Below are 20,163 nucleotides of genomic sequence, written 5' to 3'. Positions count from 1 at the left end.
TGGGTGATTAGCACAACCAAGAAGTTTGTGTGCCTGGGCAGCGATGATCTGACCAGCAGTAGTAAGTTTGCTCTACACCACCAGCAACTTGTGGTGTCATGTTTGCAGGTACGCCCGCTTTGTCGTTAGATAGGGCTTTCATTGGTTTCTTTTTTAGTTTTAGTAACATAGTTATCTCCTTTGTTTGTTACGGTAATCAAGCTAACATAGGACAAGTGTGAAAACAAAGTAAAATATTTAATTAATTTATCTGTGATAGGCTGTGGTTGGTATTACCTGAAACAACTACAAGGAAACTGTGATGAAACTTAATCTAAATAAAAAACAGCTCAAACGTTTAACCTTCTCCGGCAAAACACTGGAAGGCCAAACACCGAATGTCGCTGGTGGCGCAGGCTCTTACTACGCTTGCTGGACAGAGCAAAAGTACTATTGCATGACGTGGGACGCAGACTGTCTGACACAACGTCGTTGCCAGACCTGGGATGGATGTAACTAACAGGTTTATATAAGAAGGGGTGACTACTCACCCCTTTTTTTATACCGCCTGGGCGACTTCGTTCAGTGTCGGGTAATCCGTGTAACCCTTGGCGCCACCGCCGTACAGGGTGCTGTCATCCATATTGTTTAAAGGTGCGTTCAGCCTGGCTCTGTCTACCAGGTCCGGATTTGCGACAAATAAAGCACCCAGACTCACTCCATCGCACAGATCTTGTTGCAATACTTTGTCTGCAATTGCTGGCGTGACAGGCCCGTCTTCCCAGTGGTTATGTGGGTTCAGGATCAATGCCCCTTTCCATAATCGACGTATTGCATCACTGGTTTCACGGCATGCAGCTTCCATAATGTGTAGATAAGCCAGCTCGGTGGGCAGTGCTTGAATCAGCGCGCTGTATAACTGTTCGCTGTCCGTTTCGGCGATATCGTTGAAGGTATTGTGAGGCGAAATACGCAAGCCGATGCAATCGGCGCCAATGGCGTCTGAGACTGCCGCGACTATCTCCAGCGTAAAACGCGTTCGATTTTCAATGCTGCCACCATAGTTGTCTTGTCGCAGATTGGTATTGTTGGCCAGAAACTGGTGCGGCAGAAACCCATTACCAGCGTGGATTTCGACACCGTCAAAGCCTCCCATAATGGCGTATCTGGCTGCTTGTACGTAGTCTGAAATTGTGCTTTGGATTTCATCCATAGCGAGCGCCCGGGGTGGAGCAAAGTCTTTCATACCATCCGGCGTATACGTCTGACCCTGCGCAGTAATGGCACTGGGGGCGACAGACTGGTGTGCACTGGGATACAGGCTGGGGTGGCCTATGCGGCCGCAGTGCATGAGTTGTGCAACAATTTTGCCCCCTTGTGCGTGAACCGAATCGGTTACTTGCAACCAGCTTTTTGCCTGCTGCAGCGTGTGCAGTCCTGGCGAATTCATATAACCCTGACCAACCTGGCTGGGCTGTATGCCTTCAGAGATGATCAACCCGGCACTCGCGCGTTGACCGTAATAGGTTGCCATCAGCGCCGTTGCGTGGCCTTGTTCTGTGGCGCGGTTACGGCTCATAGGGGCCATTACAAATCGGTTAGATGTAGCGATGCTGCCGTACTGAACAGGTTCAAATAAAGTGTGCATAGTATTTTCCTTAAATTTTGCGAAAAGTATTAAGATGGTTTGGTACTTAACTGACTGTGGAGTTTGGCGTTTGAGCACCCAGCCTTCGAGTGTGTAACAGTGAGTCGCTGAGAGATAACGATGGCCAGCACAATGGCGCCGGCGCCGACCAATTGGTTGGGTGTCAGGGTTTCATCAAGCATGAAATACCCTAATAGTGCCGCACTCAGCGGGCTGGCAAACGACACAAAAGACACGCTGACCACGGGCAATTGTTCAATGGCTTTGAACCATATCAGATAAGCCAGCAGCGCGCCGACCAGGCTCAGATACCCATATCCCAGCAGGTTATTCCCGGTTAATACGGTAGGTAAGCCTTCCTGAATGAGCCCAAACGGCAGTAAAAAGAATCCTCCAACTGTCAGCTGCCAGCCTGTGAATGTAGCAACAGACACCCCCTCTGGTTTTCCCCATTTTTTGCTCAGCACCAGGCCAGTAGCCATCGACGCTGCACCAGCCAGCCCAGCCAGTACGCCCTTTGCAGGCAGCACCATACTGGGTTCGAGAACCAAAATTGACAGACCTGCAATGCCTGTCAGGCAAGCAAAGAACTGATGGAGCTTAAGAGACTCTTTGAGAATCAGCACACTCAATATCATAACCAGGACAGGCTGACTCGACATCACCAGTGCTGCCACGCCTCCCGGGAGCAGGTAAGCCGCCACAAACAGGCAATAAAAAAATCCGCCAATGTTTAATATCCCAAGGGTGAGTGTGCGCAGCCACCAGCGGCCCTGAGGCAAAGCAGGGGTAAATAGCAGCAGTAACAGGCCCGCGGGCAGTGCCCTGAATACCGCCGCCATTAAAGGTTTATCAGCAGGCAACATCTCTGTGGTGACGACATACGTGCTCCCCCAAATTACAGGGGCAACCATCGCCACGAGCAACCACCCTATGGTGTGTCCTTCACACCTGCGCTGCCGTGGCATCGCTGATCTGATCAATTCAATGAGTCTGTTCACCGCGGTTCTCCGTTTTAAAAACTATCTTGCTTTGATTAATCTTCACATGAAGATTATTGGCAATAAATCTCTTTGTCAAGTATCTTTATGTGAAGTTATTTGGGTATCATAAGCTCACCCTAATTATTTTAATAATTATCAAATTGAACAGGTATCAAGTGAAATTGGTATAAGGGTCGCAGAGGGTCTGTGTGTCGACTACGCAAAGGTACGGATCATTGAGGTAACGGCGTTGTGGGGAATGGCAAAAGGCAGAGCCCCGTCCATGGTCAGTGACAGGGCAGATGCACAGGCAGTGAGGCTTAGTCGTGCAGGATCAGCTGTTCCAAATCTCGGTGTAATACATCATCATCACCCAGATTCAGCTCAATCAGTCGCTTCAAATGGGTCACACTGTCGAGATCAATCTGGCTGCAATGTACACCAAGGTGGCCTTCTTCGATGTGACGGATCTGCACTTCCATTGCAATCTGTATGTCACTTTGTGGTAAGGCAAAGCGCAAGCTGGCGGGCTCATCTTTGAGGGGCACATATCCCACTGGCAAAGTCAGCAGGGCGCCATTCAGTGACAGGTCGATCACTTCGCACTTATAGTCTCCACTGGCGGTCATGAGTACGGCCGGGTTAGAAAACAGTACGCGTGAAAATCGTCTACGTTCTTTCATTAGTCTTCTCTTAGCTTGTTTATCTATAGCTTAGCCAGTTTTTTGCCGAGTCTCCACTTCACGGGCTAATTTCTGGTTTAAATCAAACATAAAAAAGCCCTGAAAATCAGGGCTTTTATCCGGTATTACTGGTGATTAACCAATTTTCTTGTACTTGATGCGCTTAGGCTCCGCGGCTTCTGCACCATAGGTCTTTTTCAGCCACTCTTCGTATTCGGTGTAGTTACCGTCGAAGAAGTTCACCTGACCTTCGTCGCGGTAATCCAGAATATGCGTCGCAATACGGTCAAGGAACCAACGGTCGTGCGAAATACACATAACGCAGCCCGGGAATTCCAAAATGGCGTTTTCCAGTGCACGCAGCGTTTCTACGTCGAGGTCGTTGGTAGGCTCATCCAGCAGGATCACGTTACCACCAGCTTTGAGTAGCTTAGCCAGGTGTAGTCTGTTGCGCTCACCACCTGAGAGCTCTTTTACGAACTTCTGCTGGTCGTTGCCCTTAAAGTTAAAGCGGCCCACATAGGCACGGCTGGGTACTTCAAAGTTACCAATTTTCAGGATGTCCTGACCGTCTGATACTTCCTGGAATACGGTGTTATTGCCATCCATATCATCACGGAACTGCTCAACAGTGGCCAGTTCCACGGTTTCACCCAGTACAATTTCACCACTGTCTGGTTGGTGTTGTCCGCTTAACATTCTGAACAGAGTCGACTTACCGGCACCGTTGGCACCAATAATCCCAACGATTGCGCCTTTTGGCACCGAAAAACTTAAGTTGTCGATCAGTACGCGATCGCCAAAGCTCTTGGTCAGGTTGTTCACTTCAATGACCTGATCGCCCAGACGCGGTCCTGGTGGAATAAACAGCTCGTTGGTTTCGTTACGCTTCTGGTAATCCGACTGCTGTAGCTCGCTAAACTGTGCCATACGGGCTTTAGATTTAGCCTGACGACCTTTGGGGTTTGAGCGAACCCACTCAAGTTCTTTCTCAATCGACTTTTGGCGTGCTTTTTCAGACTTTTCTTCTTGCTTCAGACGGGCATCTTTTTGCTCCAGCCATGAAGAGTAGTTACCTTCCCACGGAATACCATGGCCACGGTCCAGCTCGAGGATCCAACCTGCAACGTTATCAAGGAAGTAACGGTCGTGGGTAATGGCAACCACGGTACCTTCGTAATCGTGTAAGAAGCGTTCTAACCAGGCAACCGACTCTGCATCCAGGTGGTTGGTCGGTTCATCCAGTAGCAGCATGTCTGGTTTTTCAAGTAACAGACGACAAATCGCAACCCGACGACGCTCACCCCCAGACAGATGCTCAATTTTGGCATCCCACTCAGGCAGACGCAGTGCATCGGCTGCACGCTCTAATGCGTTGTCCAGATTGTGGCCATCATGTGCCTGGATAATTGCTTCCAGCTCACCTTGTTCTTTGGCCAGTGCATCAAAGTCGGCGTCTTCCATTGCATACTCAGCGTATACCTCATCCAGACGGCTCAGTGCGCGTTTTACTTCACCCACTGCTTCTTCAATGGTTTCACGGACCGTTTTACTTTCATCCAGTACCGGCTCCTGTGGCAGGTAACCGATTTTTGTACCTGGCTGTGGACGTGCTTCCCCTTCAAACTCGGTATCTACCCCAGCCATAATGCGCAGCAGGGTCGATTTACCTGCACCGTTCAGACCAAGCACACCGATTTTGGCACCCGGAAAAAAGCACAGAGAAATATCTTTTAGGATTGTGCGTTTGGGTGGCACTACTTTGCTCACCCGCGACATTGTATAGATATATTGAGCCATGAATTTTGCTTCTCTTTGTTTAGATGTGGTTATTTTAGTGAATGCCGTGCACTGGGGCAATGTTTGTCTGGTGCACAAGCTATTTTGTGAAGAATGCCTTTTATAAATTTACAATTGTTAACCTTTTTTTCTTTCATCATTATCCGCAAGTGAGTCTCGATAAGAATCTGAGCTAAATTTTAACTTTATAATTGTTAGGGCATTTTTGACCTGTTTTGGACCGATGAAAAAGGTATTATAACCCTAAGCTTGATAAAGCTACGACATGGAGTTGTAAACATGTGATGCGATTTTTGCATCAGCGCACTTTCCTTCAGTCTCTGTGCCAGCACACTTATAACAGCGGATGTTACATGGAGTGAGTGAACAGCCTACCTGATTCACTGACGCATCAGCTTAATTCAATGACCACAAATATAAACAGTGACCACGGTTGTCTGTGGCAGCTTACCTTGGCTGGCCATCACATACTGAGTGCTGCATATCGCAAGCTGCGTATAGGGCGCTGTTTAGTTGAATAAATGACTTCACAGTATAAGGAAAACGATGAAGCAATATATGTATGCAAAGCCGCGGTTAACGCAGCAAAAAAGAACCCCTTTGGGTGCAGATATCCTGAGATTTGCCCGTCGCCTGAGAGGTTACACTCAGGCTGAGTCTGCGGCACATTATGGCGTTGAAGAGCGCACACTGAGACGGTGGGAAAATAAAGAATACAGCCCCAGATGGAACGACGTTGTCGGTCTGGTCGAGGATGTTTACTCACTCGATATTTTAGAAGTAATAGGAAAGATCAATGATGATGACACAACCAACCATTAAGCAGTTACGCAGCGCTTTAAAACGCTGGGGTAGGTTCTGGCGAGCAAAAGAACTGGGTAAAGGGTTCAGCCGTCAGGCCGTGACCGAGCGGATAGGCGACTCCAGCGCACGCTACGTGAGCAGCGATATGATGAGTGTGCCGGAAGAAATAGAGGCACTGACGCAGCAAATTGCACAATTACGGCCTGAATGCATTCGAGCACTGCGCGGCAAGTATCTGGTCGAGGGAGACATAGCTCAGGTTGCAAAAACACTGGGTTTTGACTCAAAGCGATCGTTGGAGTTTTGGCTGGTTAAAGCAGAACGCAGTTTACTGCAGACATTGTGTCAGCCATAAGGAGTGCACCATGACAATTATGAATACAGTTGAGCAGATAAAAAAACATGAAGGATTTCGTCGTTTCCCTTACTACTGTACGGCTGGCAAGCTCACAATCGGGTATGGCAGAAATCTGGAGCACAACGGAATAGCCGAAGAAGAAGCCGAGCAGCTGTTGGCACAAGACGTAGCCAATGCACAGGCTGGGGTACGGCGTCGTGTGGATACTTCTCACTGCAATGAAGCCCGTCAGGCAGTACTGACAAATATGGCCTTTAACCTGGGTGTACAGGGATTGCTAGGCTTCAATAACATGTTGACTGCAGTACAAAAAGGTGACTTTGAGCAAGCTGCACTGGAAATGCTGGATAGCCGCTGGGCCAGACAAGTCCCGGAACGTGCGCAGGAGCTGGCACAGCAAATGCTGAGCGGACAGTGGCAGTCTTAAATTGGGGGCAACTATGAATGAGGAGGTGGCCAAACCATGCAAGCCGATCAATGGCAAATGAAAAAGGAGCTGAATCTGGCTCATATCCTGACCACCATAGCATTACTGGTATCGGGTATTTTATATCTCAATGATCTGGACAAACGGATCACCACAAACTCGCAGGAGCTGGCGCATTTGAAGCAGATCCGCAAAGAAGATCAGAAACGCATTGAAAAGCGTCTTGATTCGATAGACAAGAAACTTGACGCCCTGTTAAGTGCAAAGCGCAACAACAACTAATTAGTGACCCCAGCGGTGACAACCCTGTTATCACCTGTTCTACCAGCCTGAACCTTACTTGCTAAACCGAAGGTCGAACTGACCAAGTTCTCAAATCAACAACGCATCTGCCTGGGTATGTTTGTACAGGAAGGGATGGTTGTGCCAGAGGAAAAATCTATGAACACTGCGATTGACCTGTCACGCCTGGCACCGCCAGAAGTGATAGAAACGCTAAATTATGAGGAGATCCGTGCACAGCTGATGACAGCTTTGACGGATCAGATACCCGAGCAGACTTTACTGGCCTCAGATCCTGCGGTGAAAGTGCTGGAAGTGGCCGCTTATCGTGAGCTGTTGCTCAGACAAAGAGTAAATGACGCGGCCCACGCTGTGATGCTGGCTTTTGCCGCCGGCAGTAATCTGGATCATTTGGGCGCCTTGTTTGGGGTGAGCCGTGCTGAAGGGGAAAGTGATGAAAGGTATCGTGCCCGAGTACCATTGTCGCTGGAAAGTCACAGCATGGCAGGTACAGCCGGTGCCTATCAGTTTCAGGCTATGTCGGCCGACGCCAGAGTGCGCGATGTATATGTACAGTCCAATACACCGGGCGTGGTAGATATCACGGTGCTAACAGAATCCGGGTGTGATACTGCATCAGTGCAAGCGGCGGTGTCTGCGCATCTAAATCACGAGGATATTCGCCCGCTAACCGATCAGGTGCAGGTTTCGGTAGTCAGGCCCACAAACACGCTCGTTGAGGCACATCTTTACCTTAATCCAGGTGTCAGTGAAGCTCAGGTCAGGTTAGCAATAGATATGGCACTGGATGCCTTTAATCAGGAGCACACCCGCCTGGGTAAAGAGGTCCCCTATTCAGCCATTATCGATATGTTGCATCAGGGTGGCGTACGCAAAATTAAATTGTTGTCTCCGGCTGATGATATTACGCCCAGCGTGACTGAGGCGGTAAGCCTGTCGCTACAGCTGAGTTTTTTCTAGGAGTGTGTTTGTGAGTGAAACACCAAAGTTGCTGCCGCCCGGGTCGAGCGCGCTGGAGCGAGGCTTACTGAACTCGACGTCTGATGGACGAGGCATCATTCCAGAGCACATAGCCACCTTATGGGATCCACAACACTGTCCGGAGTCACTGTTGCCCTGGCTGGCGTGGTCATTGTCGGTTGATGAGTGGGACGAAAACTGGTCGGTGGAAACCAAACGGGCGTTGATCGCGCGCTCAGTACCAATCCATAAACACAAGGGCACAGTCGGTGCGGTGAAGCGGGCGCTGTCCTCTCTTGGCCTGGAGCTTGAGTTTTTCGAATGGTTTGAACAGACGGACGATGTCTATCTGGCGCCATACCTGAGCAAAGAGCCACATACCTTTGTTTTTGTTGCCTGGGCCAATGCGCTGCCTTACACCAGCCGGGCTATCAGACTCGATCAGGCTCTGTATGACGCCATTTATCGGGTGACTAATCAGACCAAGCCGCAAAAGGCCCACTTTGATTTCCTGGTTGGGATAAAAATGGCAAGTCATACGGCGGTGGGCGGAATTATCCATCCGGTTATACACAAGCGTGTGTACGGGGCGGTCGAGCCGTGTATTGGCGACAAAGCCAAACAGCGAGATAGCCAGGTTGGGCTGTCTGTGGCTAGCAACTTATCACGCGCGCGCTATCAGGTGCTCAGACACCGCAGCGCAGTGGATAAACTGCGCCACCGGATCTGGCAATGTGGTTTACGTCAGGCATTGTGCATGACTCGTAAGCCTGTGCAAGTCGTTCGTTTCAGAGGGCTGACAGATCAGCGTATTCCCGATGAGTTTATTAACAGTCGCAGTTGCGCCTCTGCGGTGATGCACATCAGTCGCCGCCGGGTGAGTGCTGTGCGTTGCTACGGCACGCTTAGCGTTTCTGCGTAAAGGAGTTTTTTAACAATGAGCATTTTACTACAACCCGTGATCACCTCGGCCGGGTTATCGGCGCTGTTCAGAGCGCAACAAGGTGGCTTTAAAGCCAAAATCAGCAAAGTAGGTCTGGGCAGTGGCAGCTATCAGCCGCATGAAGGGATCACCCGTTTACAGGATGAAAAGTACAGACTGGAGCTGGCCAGTGCCAAAACCCTGGCTGATGGCAAGCAGTTACATCTGACGGTGCGTGACGCTGAGCCGATCTCAGGAGAGGGCTTTTTCGTTAATGAAATCGGTTTTTACACCGAAGAGGAAGTCAATGGCGAAATTCAGTATGTGTTGTTCGCTGTGTATTCTTCCCCGACGGAATCAATTGCATATAAATCCAACGATGTTGAGTTATTGCTGGCGTTTGACCTGGCCCTTACGGGTGTGCCTTCGGACTCAATCACGGTGATCGACCAAGGAGTTGAGTTCAATATTTTAGTCGCCCCTGAGCTTGCCAAAATGGGCAAGGCACAAATTGGCAATATGCATCGTCACCTGAAACTGAAATTTGCATTGATGGATCAGGGCGTGCTTTAGGCGCCTGAGCAGAATAAACAAGGAGGCATCACGATGACGCAATACAACACGGCTCCTGAGCGGGCACAACAACTGGCTGAAGAGGCCATTAAATTACTCAAACAAGCCAAAGCACTGCAACACCAGGCGCAGGTGGATGCCGCCCGGATGCAGGCTTATCAGCAACACAGCGATGGCAAGGCCTTTCAGTTTCTGGCTGCCTGCGCTGAATACGGCGAACACAGCCCGCAGGCTGGCAAAGCCCGTGAACGCTGGCTGGGCGCACGCAACACCATTAAAGCACAGTTTCCAAGAACCTAATTTTACTTAACTTTTTAATTCCAATTTTAAACGGAGAGATGTATGGCATTAGAACACGATATTGCCAGCCTGGTTGAAGCCTCAGAAGCGCTGACCAGCACGGTAGATAACAAAATTCAGAGTATTGATAGCGCGCTCAGTGCGGCACTCAGTGCAAGTGAGACAAAAGCAAACCAGCACCTTGCAAAAGTAGATGCGCAGCTGAGTAAGTACACGGAATCTCAGTCGCATTTTCGGGTGACAAAGAACCAGGCATTAATTCCTAAAGAAGACGGCTCGTTTCCCAAAGATTGGAGTGCGGGCTATCTAAAGCAAGCCAGGTTGGTTGAAACCGTAGAAACGGGTGTTGAGCCGCAGAACAGAACTGATCTTGCGCGCGAGTTTTTACGCGCAATTGGTTCAGATACCAAGTACTTTGCCAAAAACTTTAATATCTGGGAAATGGAGTTTCTGCCTTATCGAAACGTGACCAACGAGAACGGAGACACGGTTAAAACCTATTCCTATATGATGTATCAGTATCTGCGTCGCCCTACCTACGTGACCTGTGCGGCGATAGTAAAGCACATTCGTGGTGCGGTTCCAACCGGGTTCTGGTGTAGTGGTTTAGAAGCAAATGCACCGGCTAAGGTATGCGGTGGTGGCATATCCCATAATAATCGCAACTTTTACACACATTGCCATCCCTATATCCATGGTGAAACCCTCGACTTGTCTGAAACAACGGTGATTCAGATTGCATTACCTGCGGTGGTTACGGGCAATGTTCCAATTGCGAACGCCTGGGGCCAGTTCCCATACTTGGGTGACAGTACTGTGTCTGCTTATGAACATCAATCAACCCCAACTTTACCTTAGGAGTGCAACATGGCAAAACTTATCGTCAATAATCAGGTAGCAGAGCAATTCTTTGACCCATTTACCCCACCTGCGGTGGTTGCACAGTTTGTGGAGGAAAACTTCGGTAAACACAGCGAATATTCAGTTGAACTAAGTGAGACCGAACAACAGATGAAAAACCGTATTCAGGTTCGTAGTGACGTAGAAAAGCAGGTGGCAGACAGTCACTCCTTACTTGGTACAACGTCAGATACGGCCCACTTATTACTGAATGAGCTCAGTGGTTTCGTCAACAAACTGTCTGAAGCAAATAGCCTGGAAGACGTGAAAGCGTCAGTGACCTCACTAAAAGCCACCATTGGTGATATTGAAGGCCAGGTGGCAACGGGTGAGCTGACCTTCCCGTATCAAAGCAAAGGACTGGACACAGTTAAACAGGAGATCATTGACCGTGCCAATGGTGTAAACAACCTGCTGTAACCTTGCCTTCCCACCGCATTTTTGCGCTGCCCTTTGCCTTTATTTCCACATTTGTAATATCAGGAGCTGCTATGTCTCTGACCAATTTTAGTGCCATAGATATGGCACGTTTACCTGCGCCAAAACTGATAGAGGCGCTGAGCTTTGATGAGATAAAAACCGCCATCGTGGCGGACTTTTCACAGCGTTATGACGGCGGGGGGCTGGATTATGCCAGTGACCCCGCCATAAAGCTCATAGAGGCATTTGCTTACCGGGAAATGCTCTTAAGGCAGCGCATTAATGAGGCGGCCGAAGCGGTGTTACTGGCCAAAGCCAGCAGCGCTGAGCTGGATTACCTGGGCGCGCGCTTTGGTGTCAGCCGTGCGATGCGCTCGGCAGGCGATACCTCTGCGACCTCGCCTTCACCACCTCAATATGAAAGTGATGAGCGTTATCGTGAGCGAATTCGTCTGGCGCTGGAAGGATTCAGCACTGCGGGACCGGCCGGCGCCTATGTGTTTCATGCCCTGAAAGCATCGTCAAACGTACGAGATGTGTATGTATCCGCGCCTGAGTTTGAGCGCTCAGCGGTGGCTGACGCCACTGCAACAAGCGCATTTGTACTGAACTGTACATCAAATGCGGGATTGAGCGAACCTATGCCGGGTGATGTGGCAGTGACCATTCTCAGTGATGAGGGAACCGGTGTCGCGTCGCCGGCTTTACTGGATACAGTCCAGACCTATCTCAACCAAGATGAGATCCGCCCGCTGACCGACCGGGTGCGGGTGAAATCCGCAACTATCAAGCCGTTTACCATAGACGCGCGCTTGTATCTTTATCCGGGGATGGATGGCGATGCTATCAAGCAGCAGGTATTAGACATCACCTCAGAGTGGCTCTCTGAACACCGTAAGCTCGGCCATGACATTTCGCTGTCAGCCTTGTATGCGGTGCTGCACCGCGAAGGTGTTCAACGGGTAGAGTTACTGGAACCACAGTGGGACATCACGGTTGGGCAGGATGAGGCAGCGTATTGCTCCGCGATTGAAGTCGACATCGGAGGTGAGCATGTCTGAATCACTGTTGCCCTGTCAGGCGAGCCAGTTTGAGCAGGCATTGGATGAGGCCGGAAGTCGTATTTCTATGGTGCCTGTGCCCATTTCGCAAATTTGGGATCCGTGGCGTTGTCCTGCGCATTTTTTGCCCTGGCTGGCCGATGGGCTCAGCGTGGATAGCTGGGACAGCCTCTGGCCCGAGCATATTCAGCGTCAGGTGATTGCCGACAGTGTGCCGAATCACAGGATCAAAGGCACCGTTGGAGCAATTAAGCAGTCTCTGAACAGCCTGAATGCCAGTGTCGAGTTGCAAGAGTGGTGGCAAACCGGAGGCGTACCGCACAGTGCTGAATTACTGGCACTGGCCAATGATAACCTCGACTCGCAAGGCAACACCTTACTAACGCCTAAGCTTCAGGCCCAGCTATGGCAAACCGTGGCGGCCACTAAACCATGTCGTAGTCAGATCCAGTTTAGTGTTGGTGTGATGCAACATAAGACGCTTGGTCTGGCTTTAGGTGCAAACTCACTGAGCGCTCAGACGGGGCAGTGGTCTGAACAATACGATTTTTCTTTTTCACCTTCATCAACATACCTGTCAGGGGCTGCACAGTCTTTGTCTGTGTCGACAAGCCGCTTAGATCAGTCTGCCCAGATGCAACTGAATAGCGCTGTGTGGGTGGCCAATGGGATGGCCACGATACAGCTGCAACAGGTCATGATGACAACTGTTTAGGCAACCTATGAGTATCTATACACCCATTATTACCCAGGCGGGGATCAACGCCGCCGTGAATGCACAAACCCATGGCATTCAACTAGAGATCGGGCGCATTGGCGTCGGTGACAAAGGCTATGTGCCCAATCGCACCCAGACGCGCCTGCAAAATGAACGTAACAATGTGCCGGTCACCGATGGTCGCGTGGTCGGCGATGGCCAGTTTCATTTGTCTGGCGTATTTACCGATGATACGCAATACGCGGTTCGTGAAGTAGGTTTTTATCTGAACGATCACGCTGATGATGCGCAGAAAACCCTGTTTGCCATCTGGTCGCACCCGGAGCATGTACTGTTCTATCAGACCCCGGTTGCCCGCGTTGTACAAGGCTTTGACCTGACATTAACGGCGGTGCCCTTTGAGCATCTGACCGTCAATACCAGCGGGGATCTGAACCTGTTTCATACCCCCGAATTTGTGGCCATGGCAGAAGCGCAAACAAATATTGCGATTGCCCAGCTGCAGTCAAACCACAGACAAATTCAATTTAACGACCGTTTACTCGAGCTAGGAGTGTAACTATGAGTAATTCACAAACTATGTCGCTGGATCAGCGTATCGCTGCATTGCAGCAAACCAATGGAGAGCTGGTGGCGTCAAACAACACGCTGACCCAAACCGTCACTGGAAAAATGGGCGCGATTAACGCCACAGTCGCCAGTGCTGAGGCACGTATGGACCAGGCCATCGCTAACTTGGCTGCCAGTCATTCGGACATGCGTATCAATTATTATGATGGGGTTGCGCACTCTAAAGCATCTATGGAGATTGAGGCCGATCCACAACAGCCACATATGTCCAAGTGGAAGCTTGTGCCTGTAAGTGATATTGGTTATCACCAATATCCGGTAGCAGGCGCTTTAACGCGAGTCCATTTAAAAAATGGCTACAGCTATGAGCCAGGTTACTCAGAGTCTCCCACCCAATATGCCGCGGACTGGAGTCGTTCCAATATGCAGTTCGTACTGGCAAATGAACATGCGAACAGTGAGCAGATCGATGCAGCAATAGAGGCTCAGGGCGCAACTGTTTACACAACTGGTGGATGGAATAGCTGCGCTAAGATGGTGATGATCCCCTGTCTGAGTATTGCCGGACTACACCCCTATACTCGACTTTTTGTTCGTTTTGTCAACGCAGTCAGCCCTCAGGTTCCGGCTGACAAGCAGCCACAAAACATCGTCGATTTTGGTGGAAACACGACATTTGCCGTTGACCGCGTTGTTAACTATCCGCATATCAAAGTATAGGAGTATCGAAATGGATCAAATTCCAACCCCAGAAGCACATCAGGCCATGCTGGCAAGCCTGGAAAAGCAAGTTAAACGTGGCCAAATCACGCAACAAGTCGGCGACAGTGAGTCACTGTTGGGCACGACTTCAGATACGACCCACTTGTTATTGGTGGAGCTTTCTAAACTGGTGTCTGCGATTGCCAGTGCAAATTCTCTGGATGATATTAAACCCACGGCACAAAACTGTGCCGATCTTATTGGTACAATCAGTGAGCAAGTTGATTCTGGTGCTCTGTATTTCCCCTATCAACAAAAAGGGACTGAGGTGGTTTTGTCTGACATTCAAAGCCGCGCCAAAGGGGTGTCTGAGATTTTAGCATCCTAATCACTCCATTCCAGAAGCACTTCGGCAGTCTCTGAGGCTGCCTTTACTCACCCCTGAGGCACTCCATGACCGATCTTTTCGATTTTACGGCGCTTCCTGCGCCCGATATTTTAGAATCTATTGAATTTGAAGACATTTATCAGGCGCGGGTGGCGCGGTTTAAAGCCCTTGCGCCTCAGTATGCAGACGCACTGTCTCTGCAAAGCGACCCGTTATCGGTGTGCTTGCAGGTCGAAAGTTACCGTGAATTACTACTACGCCAGCGTATTAATGAGGCTGTGCAGTCGAACTTATTGGCGACAGCACAGGATGCCGACCTGGATCAGCTGGGGGTGTTCTACGGTGTGCTGCGGGCGGCAAATGAAGCTGATAGCGGATTCCGCCAGCGGATCCGGCAAAAGACCCTGGCATCCAGCACGGCGGGCAGTAAAGATCACTATCGCAATGCGGCTCTGACTGCCGCACCCAGCGCTATCCGCGATGTGGAAGTCGACAGCCCCGAGCCCGGTAAGGTACGCGTGGCGGTACTCTTTCATACCGAACAGGAACCAACATCGGCGTTACAGCAGGTTCGAAGCTACGTACTCAGTGATGAAGTCAAAGTACTGACAGATACAGTAGAGGTTGAGCTGGCTGAAGCCATTGAGGTGGATGTCCACGCTGATATTTACCTTAATCCAAATACCCCTTTTCGGGTGTTTGAACAACTGGAAGGCAAGCTACGTGCCGCATGGCAGACTGAGCTGGCGCTGGGCACAGTGATGACCCCCAGCTGGCTCAGTGCACAGTTGCATGTCGCAGGTATTAAGCACGTGGAGATCCATACCCCGGCCACTTTGGTTGAGGTTGCGGCAAATCAATATGTCCAGCTTAAGCAGGTAAGCTTATGTCTGAAAACTTAACCCCGAATACCCCCTTAGTGCCACCTAATCACACCACATTGCAATGGGCGCTGGATCAACACGGACAACTCACCCAGACACTGGAAGCTGGTATTTCATTGCTGAGAGGCTTTAAGTCTCACCCCAACCCTAATTTGTTGCCCTGGCTGGTATGGGAATATGGCCTGGATCCGCTGGAGCCTTATCTGGACAATCTGGATGAGGTGCTGTTGCAGGGCCTGAGCTGGCAGCGGATCCGCGGCACGCGGGCCAGCCTGGCTATGGCAGTGGGCTGGCTTGGTGTGCCTTTATTGCAGATTGAAGAGTCGGGATCACTGCGGCATTTTTATCGTTATCAGTTACACCTCGATAGTGTCCCAGGTGAGTGGCAACTTAATCGGCTGGCACAGCTGAGTGAGCTCAGTGCGCCGGCTCGAAGCCAGCTGGTGAGGGTTACCTATCAGCTCGATATTCGTGAACTGGCACTTTCGTCAGGTCAGTTTGGCGATTTGCTCAGCGACCAGTCCGGCTTTCGCTACACCTTGCAAGATGGCAAACAAGTGAGGCTGTCCCGTCAGCGTTCCCACTGCGATGGAACTGATATATCCGCACACAGCGGGAATGGCGTAATTCGCAAGCGAGGGCAAATGTGGGGTCAAGTCCATAGCAGTCGCCTGGGTTCATTGGTACTCAGTGAACCGCCCGCCAGTCAGCTTCTCGCTGGCATTTCACATCAACGTAACGTTGCCAGTCACATCCATACCCAACCCGGACTCTGGCAGGGGAGCTGGTCAACGGTGAGCTGGTCACACAGTCAGACACCTCAGCTTGTCCAGTGTCATTACTCACTTACTTAACCTCTAAACAAGGAGTTACATTGTCTATTTTCACCTTTAACGGGCGGACCCTGCTTGCACGCAGTGTGGCCCAAACCCCACTTTATCTGGCATGGGGCCGTGGTGATGGCAACTGGCAAACGCCACCATCCGAGCCAATCAGTGCTGCGCATCTGGCCGATCCTCTGGGATATCGCAAAGTCAAAGTGCAAGGTTTTTGCGAACCGCACGAGCAGGGTGACATCGAAGTGCAGGGCGCGCGTTATCGCCACAGCGCAGAGCCGACACGCCATGTTTACTGCCAGTTTGTTTTTGATTTTGCAGATGCTCAGGGCGAGACCATTCGTGAGCTGGGGATCTTTTCTGGCACCACGTTCACAGCCGATGTGGCAGCAGGGCAGGTATACGTACCGCCGGAGCAAGTTGCATCATCGGGAACCTTGTTGCTACTGGACCATCGTGCCCCTTTGGTGAGAGAGCCAGGGGTGCGAGAAAGTTTTGAATTTGTGATGAGTTTTTAGGAGAGCCCATGCTACAGGATTATTATCACAATTATGATAAAGCCAATGGTTATGAGCGGCTGTTGTTTCGCTCCGGACGAGGGTTGCAAAGCCGGGAGCTGAATGACCTGCAGTCTCAGGTTCAACATCAGGTTAAAGACATTGCCGATGTTTTGCTAAAAGACGGCGATCTGGTGTCTGGCGGCGACGTGGTGATCGATACACAATCTGGTGAGACGCAACTAAGCGCTGCTCAGGTTTATCTGGATGGTCATATCAGAAGCCTGCCTGCTGCCACACTTAGCATTGCGTTGCAAGGCGGTGTGGATATTGGTGTCTGGTTGACCCACAATGTGGTGACGGAAGTGGAAGACCCGTCGCTCAGAGATCCCGCTGTTAATGCGCTCAACTACGACGAGCCTGGTGCTGCCCGGTTGCAGCAGCATTGCCAGTGGGGTTTGCGAGACGACGCCCTGGCCGAAGAAAACGCGTTTTATCCGGTACACCGCATTGAAGATGGGGTGCTGATCATCAAACAACCCCCGCCTCAGCTGGATGCCGTGACCCAGGCGCTGGCCCGCTATGACCGTGAAGCCAATGGTGGCAGTTATGTCGTTGAAGGCATGGCGCTGAGCTATCGTGACCGCGAAGCCGATCAACAGGTATTTAGCCTGCAAGAAGGAAAGGCGCATATTCAGGGCTATGAAGTGGCCTTTGATACCGCACGTAGCGCAGCGTTTGACTGGGACCCGGATATTGGCACCGTCAGGGAAGAACCTAAAGCCTTTATCAGTGTACCGGCATCGGACGATGGCACACGCAGTATGCGGGTTGACCTGGATTTCTTCCCGGTGAAAACCGTAGCAGAAGTGAATGTCAGCATCGAGAAAAGTGCCACACTGACGCGTGCTCAGCTGGCTGGGGGGGAAGATCTGCTGCTGGATGAATCGGTGCTGGAGATCCTCAGTGTCACTCAGGGTGAGACCACCTTTGTGGCCGGGGTCGATTTTCTCTTTTTGCGCAATCACATCAGCTGGCAGCTCAGTGGAGCAGAGCCTGCGCCGGGCAGTCAGTTTGAGGTGCGTTACCGCTTTCGTACCCAGGTTGTAGTGGAGCCCGATGAATTTGGTTTTACCTTACAAAAGCAACAGCCACAGGGAGAGCTGGTTGAGAATGCACTGATCACTGTGGACTATCAATGGTATCGACCGCGTATTGACTTAGTGGTACTGGACCGCTTTGGCCAGCTTAAACGTATTAAAGGCCAACCGGCCCACCAACTGCCCGTAGCACCAAAGGTACCAGCCAACCATTTACCTTTGGCGCAGGTGAGTCAGAGCTGGTTTACCGAGCAGGCGCCGGAAATTGAAAATCTGGCTGTCAGAGCGGTATCTATGTCTGAGCTGGAACAAATGCAGTCTCAGATCAGCGATTTGTACCAGTTGCTGGCGATTGAGCGGCTGCGTAATGACGCCAATAGTGAAGAGTCTTCCAGCAAGTTTGGTGTGTTTGTCGACCCCTTTATTGACGATGATATGCGCGATGCAGGTATTGAACAAACGGCGGCCATTGTCGATGGTGAGCTTATTCTGCCCTTAAGTGCTGATATCGTTGAACTGCCTTTGCCGACAGGCAATGTGCTGACCTTACCCTATGAGCTCGAAGACGTGCTGGCGCAAACCAAGCAAACCGGCAGCATGAAGGTCAATCCCTATCAGGCGGTGGAACCTATTCCAGCCATCGTGCGTTTGTCACCCAGTGTCGATCACTGGACTCAGACAAGCCGCAGCTGGACCAGCCCAATTACCCGGCGCTTTAATATTGGCCGAGGCCTGCGCAGGTTAACCCGTACACGCACCAGCACTCAGGTATTGAGCCGAACCACGCGTCAGGCTCAGTTTATGCGTTCACGTTGGGTGAACTTTACCATCTCCGGATTTGGCCCACAGGAAACCCTGGACAGGGTGACCTTTGACGGGATCAGTGTTCAGGCTCAGGAGGCATAATGATCAAGGCAGATAATAATGGTCAGGTACGTGGCCGATTTTTGATCCCCGGTAATGTACCGGTGGGCAGTAAAGATGTGCGCTTTAGTGGTGCCATGGGATCGGTGGGGCAGGCCCGTTATACCGGTAATGCGACCATCCGCAGCGAAACGGTCAGACGCATCAACTCCATCGTGACGGTTCGCTACGATCCGCTGGCACAAACTTTTACTTTGCCAGAGCGTCGCTTTATTGCGGCTGTGGAGTTGTGGTTTAAAAAGACCGGCAAGGAAGCGGTGCGAGTACAGATCCGCGAGACCGAGCTGGGGATCCCTAACCATACCGTACTGGCGGAGGCGACTTTGCAGCAAAGCGACATCAAACTCGGCGGCGAGTCGACCTTGTTCGAGTTTACGCCGGTGTCGCTTAATGCTGGCGAAGAGTACGCGATAGTAGTGCTCACGGATGGTGACGAGCATGAAGTGGCGATTGCTGAACTGGGTAAGTTTGACAGCCAAAGTGGTTGGGTAACCAGTCAGCCCTATCAGGTAGGTGTATTGTTGTCTTCAAGTAATGCGTCAACCTGGACACCGCATCAGAACCGCGATTTGGCGTTTCGCCTTAAAGCAGCGCGCTTTACGCAAACCGAGAGCCAGGTTGCACTGGGCGAGGTGGCACTGGATAGCCACACAGACTTGCTGGCGCTGGCCGTTGCTGAGCGCCCTGGCAGTGATACTCAGCTGCAACTTGAGTTCTCTGGTGAAAGTACAGGCACATTCAGCTTACAGGAGTTGCAGTCTGTACGACTTGCCAATAAAGCTACGGAAGCACTCAGTGTCAGCGCCAGACTGACCGGTACGGCGACTCAGTCTCCGGTGTTGTTTGAAAGCGTTCAGGCTGCGCTGGGCAAAGTCGCAGAGCAGGCTGATTACGTAACCCGGGCTATTCCCTGTGAACTGGATGGCAGCCTGAAAGTGAGCTTTGAAGCCCAGCTGCCCGGCGTGGCCAGGGTCACTGTCTTGATTGAGCAGGGCGACGCCTGGCTTGAGGTGCCACTGAAATCGACACAGGCGGCGGATGAAGGCTGGCAGCTGTGTCACTATCAGCTGGATAACCTGACCGAGCGCAGTGCCCGGGTCAAATTATTGCTGTCTGGCAGCCATACCGAGCGCCCCAGAGTACGCGCTTTGCGGGCATTTTCTATCTAAGGAGGTGGCATGAATAATCCACTAACCCCGCATTTTTCACTGCCTCTGCCGCACCCCGACAACTTGCTACAGCAGGATGTCTCGCGGCTGGCTAATGCCCTGACGGCAGTAGACACGCAGTTATATCAGCAACAACAGATTCAACAGCAACAATATCAGGGGGTGCAGGAAAAACTGCGCCGCAGTCGCCTGAACCAGCTGCTGGGTGAGCCCCTGCTTGCGCTCTAGTGCAGGCCCCTTCATTTACTTTCTAC

27 protein-coding genes are annotated in these 20,163 nt (G+C 51.1%); 22 read left to right on the top strand and 5 right to left on the bottom strand.

The genetic code is table 11. The features are described 5' to 3' along the window. Window positions 1-7: 7 nt before the first annotated feature. Window positions 8-169: a hypothetical protein gene (locus CWB99_RS23995; RefSeq protein ID WP_171045273.1), complete on the bottom strand. Its 162-nt coding sequence runs from the start codon at window positions 167-169 to the stop codon at window positions 8-10. A 132-nt stretch (window positions 170-301) separates the two neighbouring features. Between CWB99_RS23995 and CWB99_RS06560 the strand changes: the two genes are divergently transcribed. Then, window positions 302-499 (top strand): hypothetical protein, encoded by a 198-nt coding sequence (locus tag CWB99_RS06560; RefSeq protein WP_138550324.1) that lies wholly within the window; start codon window positions 302-304, stop codon window positions 497-499. Window positions 500-538: 39 nt separating this feature from the next. On the opposite strand, the gene CWB99_RS06555 is transcribed toward CWB99_RS06560, so the two are convergent. The 4 genes from CWB99_RS06555 to ettA all read right to left on the bottom strand — a co-directional run bounded on the left by CWB99_RS06555 (window position 539) and on the right by ettA (window position 5,093). Next, window positions 539-1,627 carry an alkene reductase gene (locus CWB99_RS06555; RefSeq protein ID WP_138550323.1) on the bottom strand — a complete coding sequence of 363 codons (1,089 nt, stop codon included), beginning with the start codon at window positions 1,625-1,627 and terminating at the stop codon, window positions 539-541. Window positions 1,628-1,656: 29 nt separating this feature from the next. After that, window positions 1,657-2,628, bottom strand: a complete 972-nt coding sequence (locus CWB99_RS06550) for a DMT family transporter (protein WP_249331751.1) — start codon at window positions 2,626-2,628, stop codon at window positions 1,657-1,659. A 302-nt stretch (window positions 2,629-2,930) separates the two neighbouring features. Continuing rightward, window positions 2,931-3,293, bottom strand: a complete 363-nt coding sequence (locus CWB99_RS06545; RefSeq protein WP_138550322.1) for a PilZ domain-containing protein — start codon at window positions 3,291-3,293, stop codon at window positions 2,931-2,933. 135 nt (window positions 3,294-3,428) lie between these two features. Beyond that, window positions 3,429-5,093, bottom strand: a complete 1,665-nt coding sequence (gene ettA, locus CWB99_RS06540) for an energy-dependent translational throttle protein EttA (protein WP_138550321.1) — start codon at window positions 5,091-5,093, stop codon at window positions 3,429-3,431. A gap of 546 nt (window positions 5,094-5,639) precedes the next feature. Between ettA and CWB99_RS06535 the strand changes: the two genes are divergently transcribed. From CWB99_RS06535 to CWB99_RS06435, 21 genes are all read left to right on the top strand, one after another. Further along, complete coding sequence (locus tag CWB99_RS06535; RefSeq protein ID WP_054015395.1) at window positions 5,640-5,915, top strand: helix-turn-helix domain-containing protein; 276 nt, start codon at window positions 5,640-5,642, stop codon at window positions 5,913-5,915. After that, on the top strand, window positions 5,890-6,252 hold the full coding sequence (locus tag CWB99_RS06530; protein ID WP_054015394.1) for a hypothetical protein: 363 nt from the start codon (window positions 5,890-5,892) through the stop codon (window positions 6,250-6,252). The genes CWB99_RS06535 and CWB99_RS06530 overlap by 26 nt, the downstream gene beginning before the upstream one ends. A 10-nt stretch (window positions 6,253-6,262) precedes the next feature. Next, on the top strand, window positions 6,263-6,682 hold the full coding sequence (locus tag CWB99_RS06525; RefSeq protein ID WP_138550320.1) for a glycoside hydrolase family protein: 420 nt from the start codon (window positions 6,263-6,265) through the stop codon (window positions 6,680-6,682). A 36-nt stretch (window positions 6,683-6,718) separates the two neighbouring features. Next, complete coding sequence (locus CWB99_RS06520; RefSeq protein ID WP_054015392.1) at window positions 6,719-6,964, top strand: hypothetical protein; 246 nt, start codon at window positions 6,719-6,721, stop codon at window positions 6,962-6,964. Between the two features lie 159 nt (window positions 6,965-7,123). Beyond that, window positions 7,124-7,945, top strand: a complete 822-nt coding sequence (locus tag CWB99_RS06515; RefSeq protein ID WP_138550319.1) for a baseplate assembly protein — start codon at window positions 7,124-7,126, stop codon at window positions 7,943-7,945. A 10-nt stretch (window positions 7,946-7,955) separates the two neighbouring features. After that, window positions 7,956-8,867, top strand: a complete 912-nt coding sequence (locus tag CWB99_RS06510) for a phage tail protein I (protein ID WP_138550318.1) — start codon at window positions 7,956-7,958, stop codon at window positions 8,865-8,867. A gap of 15 nt (window positions 8,868-8,882) precedes the next feature. Further along, window positions 8,883-9,440, top strand: coding sequence for a phage tail protein (locus CWB99_RS06505; RefSeq protein ID WP_138550317.1), 558 nt, complete (start codon window positions 8,883-8,885; stop codon window positions 9,438-9,440). A 33-nt stretch (window positions 9,441-9,473) separates the two neighbouring features. After that, a complete protein-coding gene (locus tag CWB99_RS06500; protein ID WP_138550316.1) occupies window positions 9,474-9,740 on the top strand; it encodes a hypothetical protein in 267 nt (88 codons plus the stop codon). A gap of 42 nt (window positions 9,741-9,782) precedes the next feature. Next, window positions 9,783-10,598, top strand: coding sequence for a hypothetical protein (locus CWB99_RS06495; protein WP_138550315.1), 816 nt, complete (start codon window positions 9,783-9,785; stop codon window positions 10,596-10,598). 9 nt (window positions 10,599-10,607) lie between these two features. Next, a complete protein-coding gene (locus tag CWB99_RS06490) occupies window positions 10,608-11,060 on the top strand; it encodes a hypothetical protein (protein WP_138550314.1) in 453 nt (150 codons plus the stop codon). Window positions 11,061-11,131: 71 nt separating this feature from the next. After that, window positions 11,132-12,121, top strand: coding sequence for a baseplate assembly protein (locus CWB99_RS06485; protein ID WP_138550313.1), 990 nt, complete (start codon window positions 11,132-11,134; stop codon window positions 12,119-12,121). Further along, entirely contained in the window at window positions 12,114-12,836 is a 723-nt protein-coding gene (locus CWB99_RS06480; RefSeq protein ID WP_138550312.1) for a phage tail protein I, read from the top strand. Before CWB99_RS06485 ends, CWB99_RS06480 begins: the two co-directional genes overlap by 8 nt. Window positions 12,837-12,843: 7 nt before the next feature. Beyond that, complete coding sequence (locus CWB99_RS06475) at window positions 12,844-13,398, top strand: phage tail protein (RefSeq protein WP_138550311.1); 555 nt, start codon at window positions 12,844-12,846, stop codon at window positions 13,396-13,398. A gap of 2 nt (window positions 13,399-13,400) precedes the next feature. Beyond that, the gene (locus CWB99_RS06470; protein WP_138550310.1) at window positions 13,401-14,129 is read left to right on the top strand and encodes a hypothetical protein; all 729 of its coding nucleotides are present in this window, start codon (window positions 13,401-13,403) and stop codon (window positions 14,127-14,129) included. Window positions 14,130-14,139: 10 nt separating this feature from the next. Next, window positions 14,140-14,499, top strand: coding sequence for a hypothetical protein (locus CWB99_RS06465; RefSeq protein ID WP_138550309.1), 360 nt, complete (start codon window positions 14,140-14,142; stop codon window positions 14,497-14,499). Between the two features lie 65 nt (window positions 14,500-14,564). After that, window positions 14,565-15,401 (top strand): baseplate assembly protein, encoded by an 837-nt coding sequence (locus CWB99_RS06460; RefSeq protein WP_138550308.1) that lies wholly within the window; start codon window positions 14,565-14,567, stop codon window positions 15,399-15,401. Continuing rightward, entirely contained in the window at window positions 15,386-16,237 is an 852-nt protein-coding gene (locus CWB99_RS06455; protein WP_138550307.1) for a phage tail protein, read from the top strand. Before CWB99_RS06460 ends, CWB99_RS06455 begins: the two co-directional genes overlap by 16 nt. Before the next feature lie 20 nt (window positions 16,238-16,257). After that, window positions 16,258-16,737, top strand: a complete 480-nt coding sequence (locus CWB99_RS06450; RefSeq protein ID WP_138550306.1) for a hypothetical protein — start codon at window positions 16,258-16,260, stop codon at window positions 16,735-16,737. 8 nt (window positions 16,738-16,745) lie between these two features. Next, window positions 16,746-18,722, top strand: coding sequence for a DUF4815 domain-containing protein (locus CWB99_RS06445; protein ID WP_138550305.1), 1,977 nt, complete (start codon window positions 16,746-16,748; stop codon window positions 18,720-18,722). Then, window positions 18,722-19,909 carry a hypothetical protein gene (locus CWB99_RS06440; RefSeq protein WP_138550304.1) on the top strand — a complete coding sequence of 396 codons (1,188 nt, stop codon included), beginning with the start codon at window positions 18,722-18,724 and terminating at the stop codon, window positions 19,907-19,909. Before CWB99_RS06445 ends, CWB99_RS06440 begins: the two co-directional genes overlap by 1 nt. Before the next feature lie 9 nt (window positions 19,910-19,918). Further along, entirely contained in the window at window positions 19,919-20,137 is a 219-nt protein-coding gene (locus tag CWB99_RS06435; protein ID WP_138550303.1) for a hypothetical protein, read from the top strand. Window positions 20,138-20,163: the final 26 nt, after the last annotated feature.

This window comes from Pseudoalteromonas rubra, from assembly GCF_005887095.1.
Lineage (GTDB): Bacteria > Pseudomonadota > Gammaproteobacteria > Enterobacterales > Alteromonadaceae > Pseudoalteromonas > Pseudoalteromonas rubra_E.
Note: the sequence above shows the minus strand (reverse complement) of the source record. Positions and strands in the feature narration are given on the sequence as shown.

Excerpts from the sequence above, each read along its gene's own strand:
- CWB99_RS23995 (WP_171045273.1), bottom strand. The coding sequence starts at position 169 with ATGTTACTAAAACTAAAAAAGAAACCAATGAAAGCCCTATCTAACGAC.
- CWB99_RS06560 (WP_138550324.1), top strand. The coding sequence starts at position 302 with ATGAAACTTAATCTAAATAAAAAACAGCTCAAACGTTTAACCTTCTCC.
- CWB99_RS06555 (WP_138550323.1), bottom strand. The coding sequence starts at position 1,627 with ATGCACACTTTATTTGAACCTGTTCAGTACGGCAGCATCGCTACATCT.
- CWB99_RS06545 (WP_138550322.1), bottom strand. The coding sequence starts at position 3,293 with ATGAAAGAACGTAGACGATTTTCACGCGTACTGTTTTCTAACCCGGCC.
- ettA (WP_138550321.1), bottom strand. The coding sequence starts at position 5,093 with ATGGCTCAATATATCTATACAATGTCGCGGGTGAGCAAAGTAGTGCCA.
- CWB99_RS06535 (WP_054015395.1), top strand. The coding sequence starts at position 5,640 with ATGAAGCAATATATGTATGCAAAGCCGCGGTTAACGCAGCAAAAAAGA.
- CWB99_RS06530 (WP_054015394.1), top strand. The coding sequence starts at position 5,890 with ATGATGATGACACAACCAACCATTAAGCAGTTACGCAGCGCTTTAAAA.
- CWB99_RS06525 (WP_138550320.1), top strand. The coding sequence starts at position 6,263 with ATGACAATTATGAATACAGTTGAGCAGATAAAAAAACATGAAGGATTT.
- CWB99_RS06520 (WP_054015392.1), top strand. The coding sequence starts at position 6,719 with ATGCAAGCCGATCAATGGCAAATGAAAAAGGAGCTGAATCTGGCTCAT.
- CWB99_RS06515 (WP_138550319.1), top strand. The coding sequence starts at position 7,124 with ATGAACACTGCGATTGACCTGTCACGCCTGGCACCGCCAGAAGTGATA.
- CWB99_RS06505 (WP_138550317.1), top strand. The coding sequence starts at position 8,883 with ATGAGCATTTTACTACAACCCGTGATCACCTCGGCCGGGTTATCGGCG.
- CWB99_RS06500 (WP_138550316.1), top strand. The coding sequence starts at position 9,474 with ATGACGCAATACAACACGGCTCCTGAGCGGGCACAACAACTGGCTGAA.
- CWB99_RS06495 (WP_138550315.1), top strand. The coding sequence starts at position 9,783 with ATGGCATTAGAACACGATATTGCCAGCCTGGTTGAAGCCTCAGAAGCG.
- CWB99_RS06490 (WP_138550314.1), top strand. The coding sequence starts at position 10,608 with ATGGCAAAACTTATCGTCAATAATCAGGTAGCAGAGCAATTCTTTGAC.
- CWB99_RS06485 (WP_138550313.1), top strand. The coding sequence starts at position 11,132 with ATGTCTCTGACCAATTTTAGTGCCATAGATATGGCACGTTTACCTGCG.
- CWB99_RS06480 (WP_138550312.1), top strand. The coding sequence starts at position 12,114 with ATGTCTGAATCACTGTTGCCCTGTCAGGCGAGCCAGTTTGAGCAGGCA.
- CWB99_RS06475 (WP_138550311.1), top strand. The coding sequence starts at position 12,844 with ATGAGTATCTATACACCCATTATTACCCAGGCGGGGATCAACGCCGCC.
- CWB99_RS06470 (WP_138550310.1), top strand. The coding sequence starts at position 13,401 with ATGAGTAATTCACAAACTATGTCGCTGGATCAGCGTATCGCTGCATTG.
- CWB99_RS06465 (WP_138550309.1), top strand. The coding sequence starts at position 14,140 with ATGGATCAAATTCCAACCCCAGAAGCACATCAGGCCATGCTGGCAAGC.
- CWB99_RS06460 (WP_138550308.1), top strand. The coding sequence starts at position 14,565 with ATGACCGATCTTTTCGATTTTACGGCGCTTCCTGCGCCCGATATTTTA.
- CWB99_RS06455 (WP_138550307.1), top strand. The coding sequence starts at position 15,386 with ATGTCTGAAAACTTAACCCCGAATACCCCCTTAGTGCCACCTAATCAC.
- CWB99_RS06445 (WP_138550305.1), top strand. The coding sequence starts at position 16,746 with ATGCTACAGGATTATTATCACAATTATGATAAAGCCAATGGTTATGAG.
- CWB99_RS06440 (WP_138550304.1), top strand. The coding sequence starts at position 18,722 with ATGATCAAGGCAGATAATAATGGTCAGGTACGTGGCCGATTTTTGATC.
- CWB99_RS06435 (WP_138550303.1), top strand. The coding sequence starts at position 19,919 with ATGAATAATCCACTAACCCCGCATTTTTCACTGCCTCTGCCGCACCCC.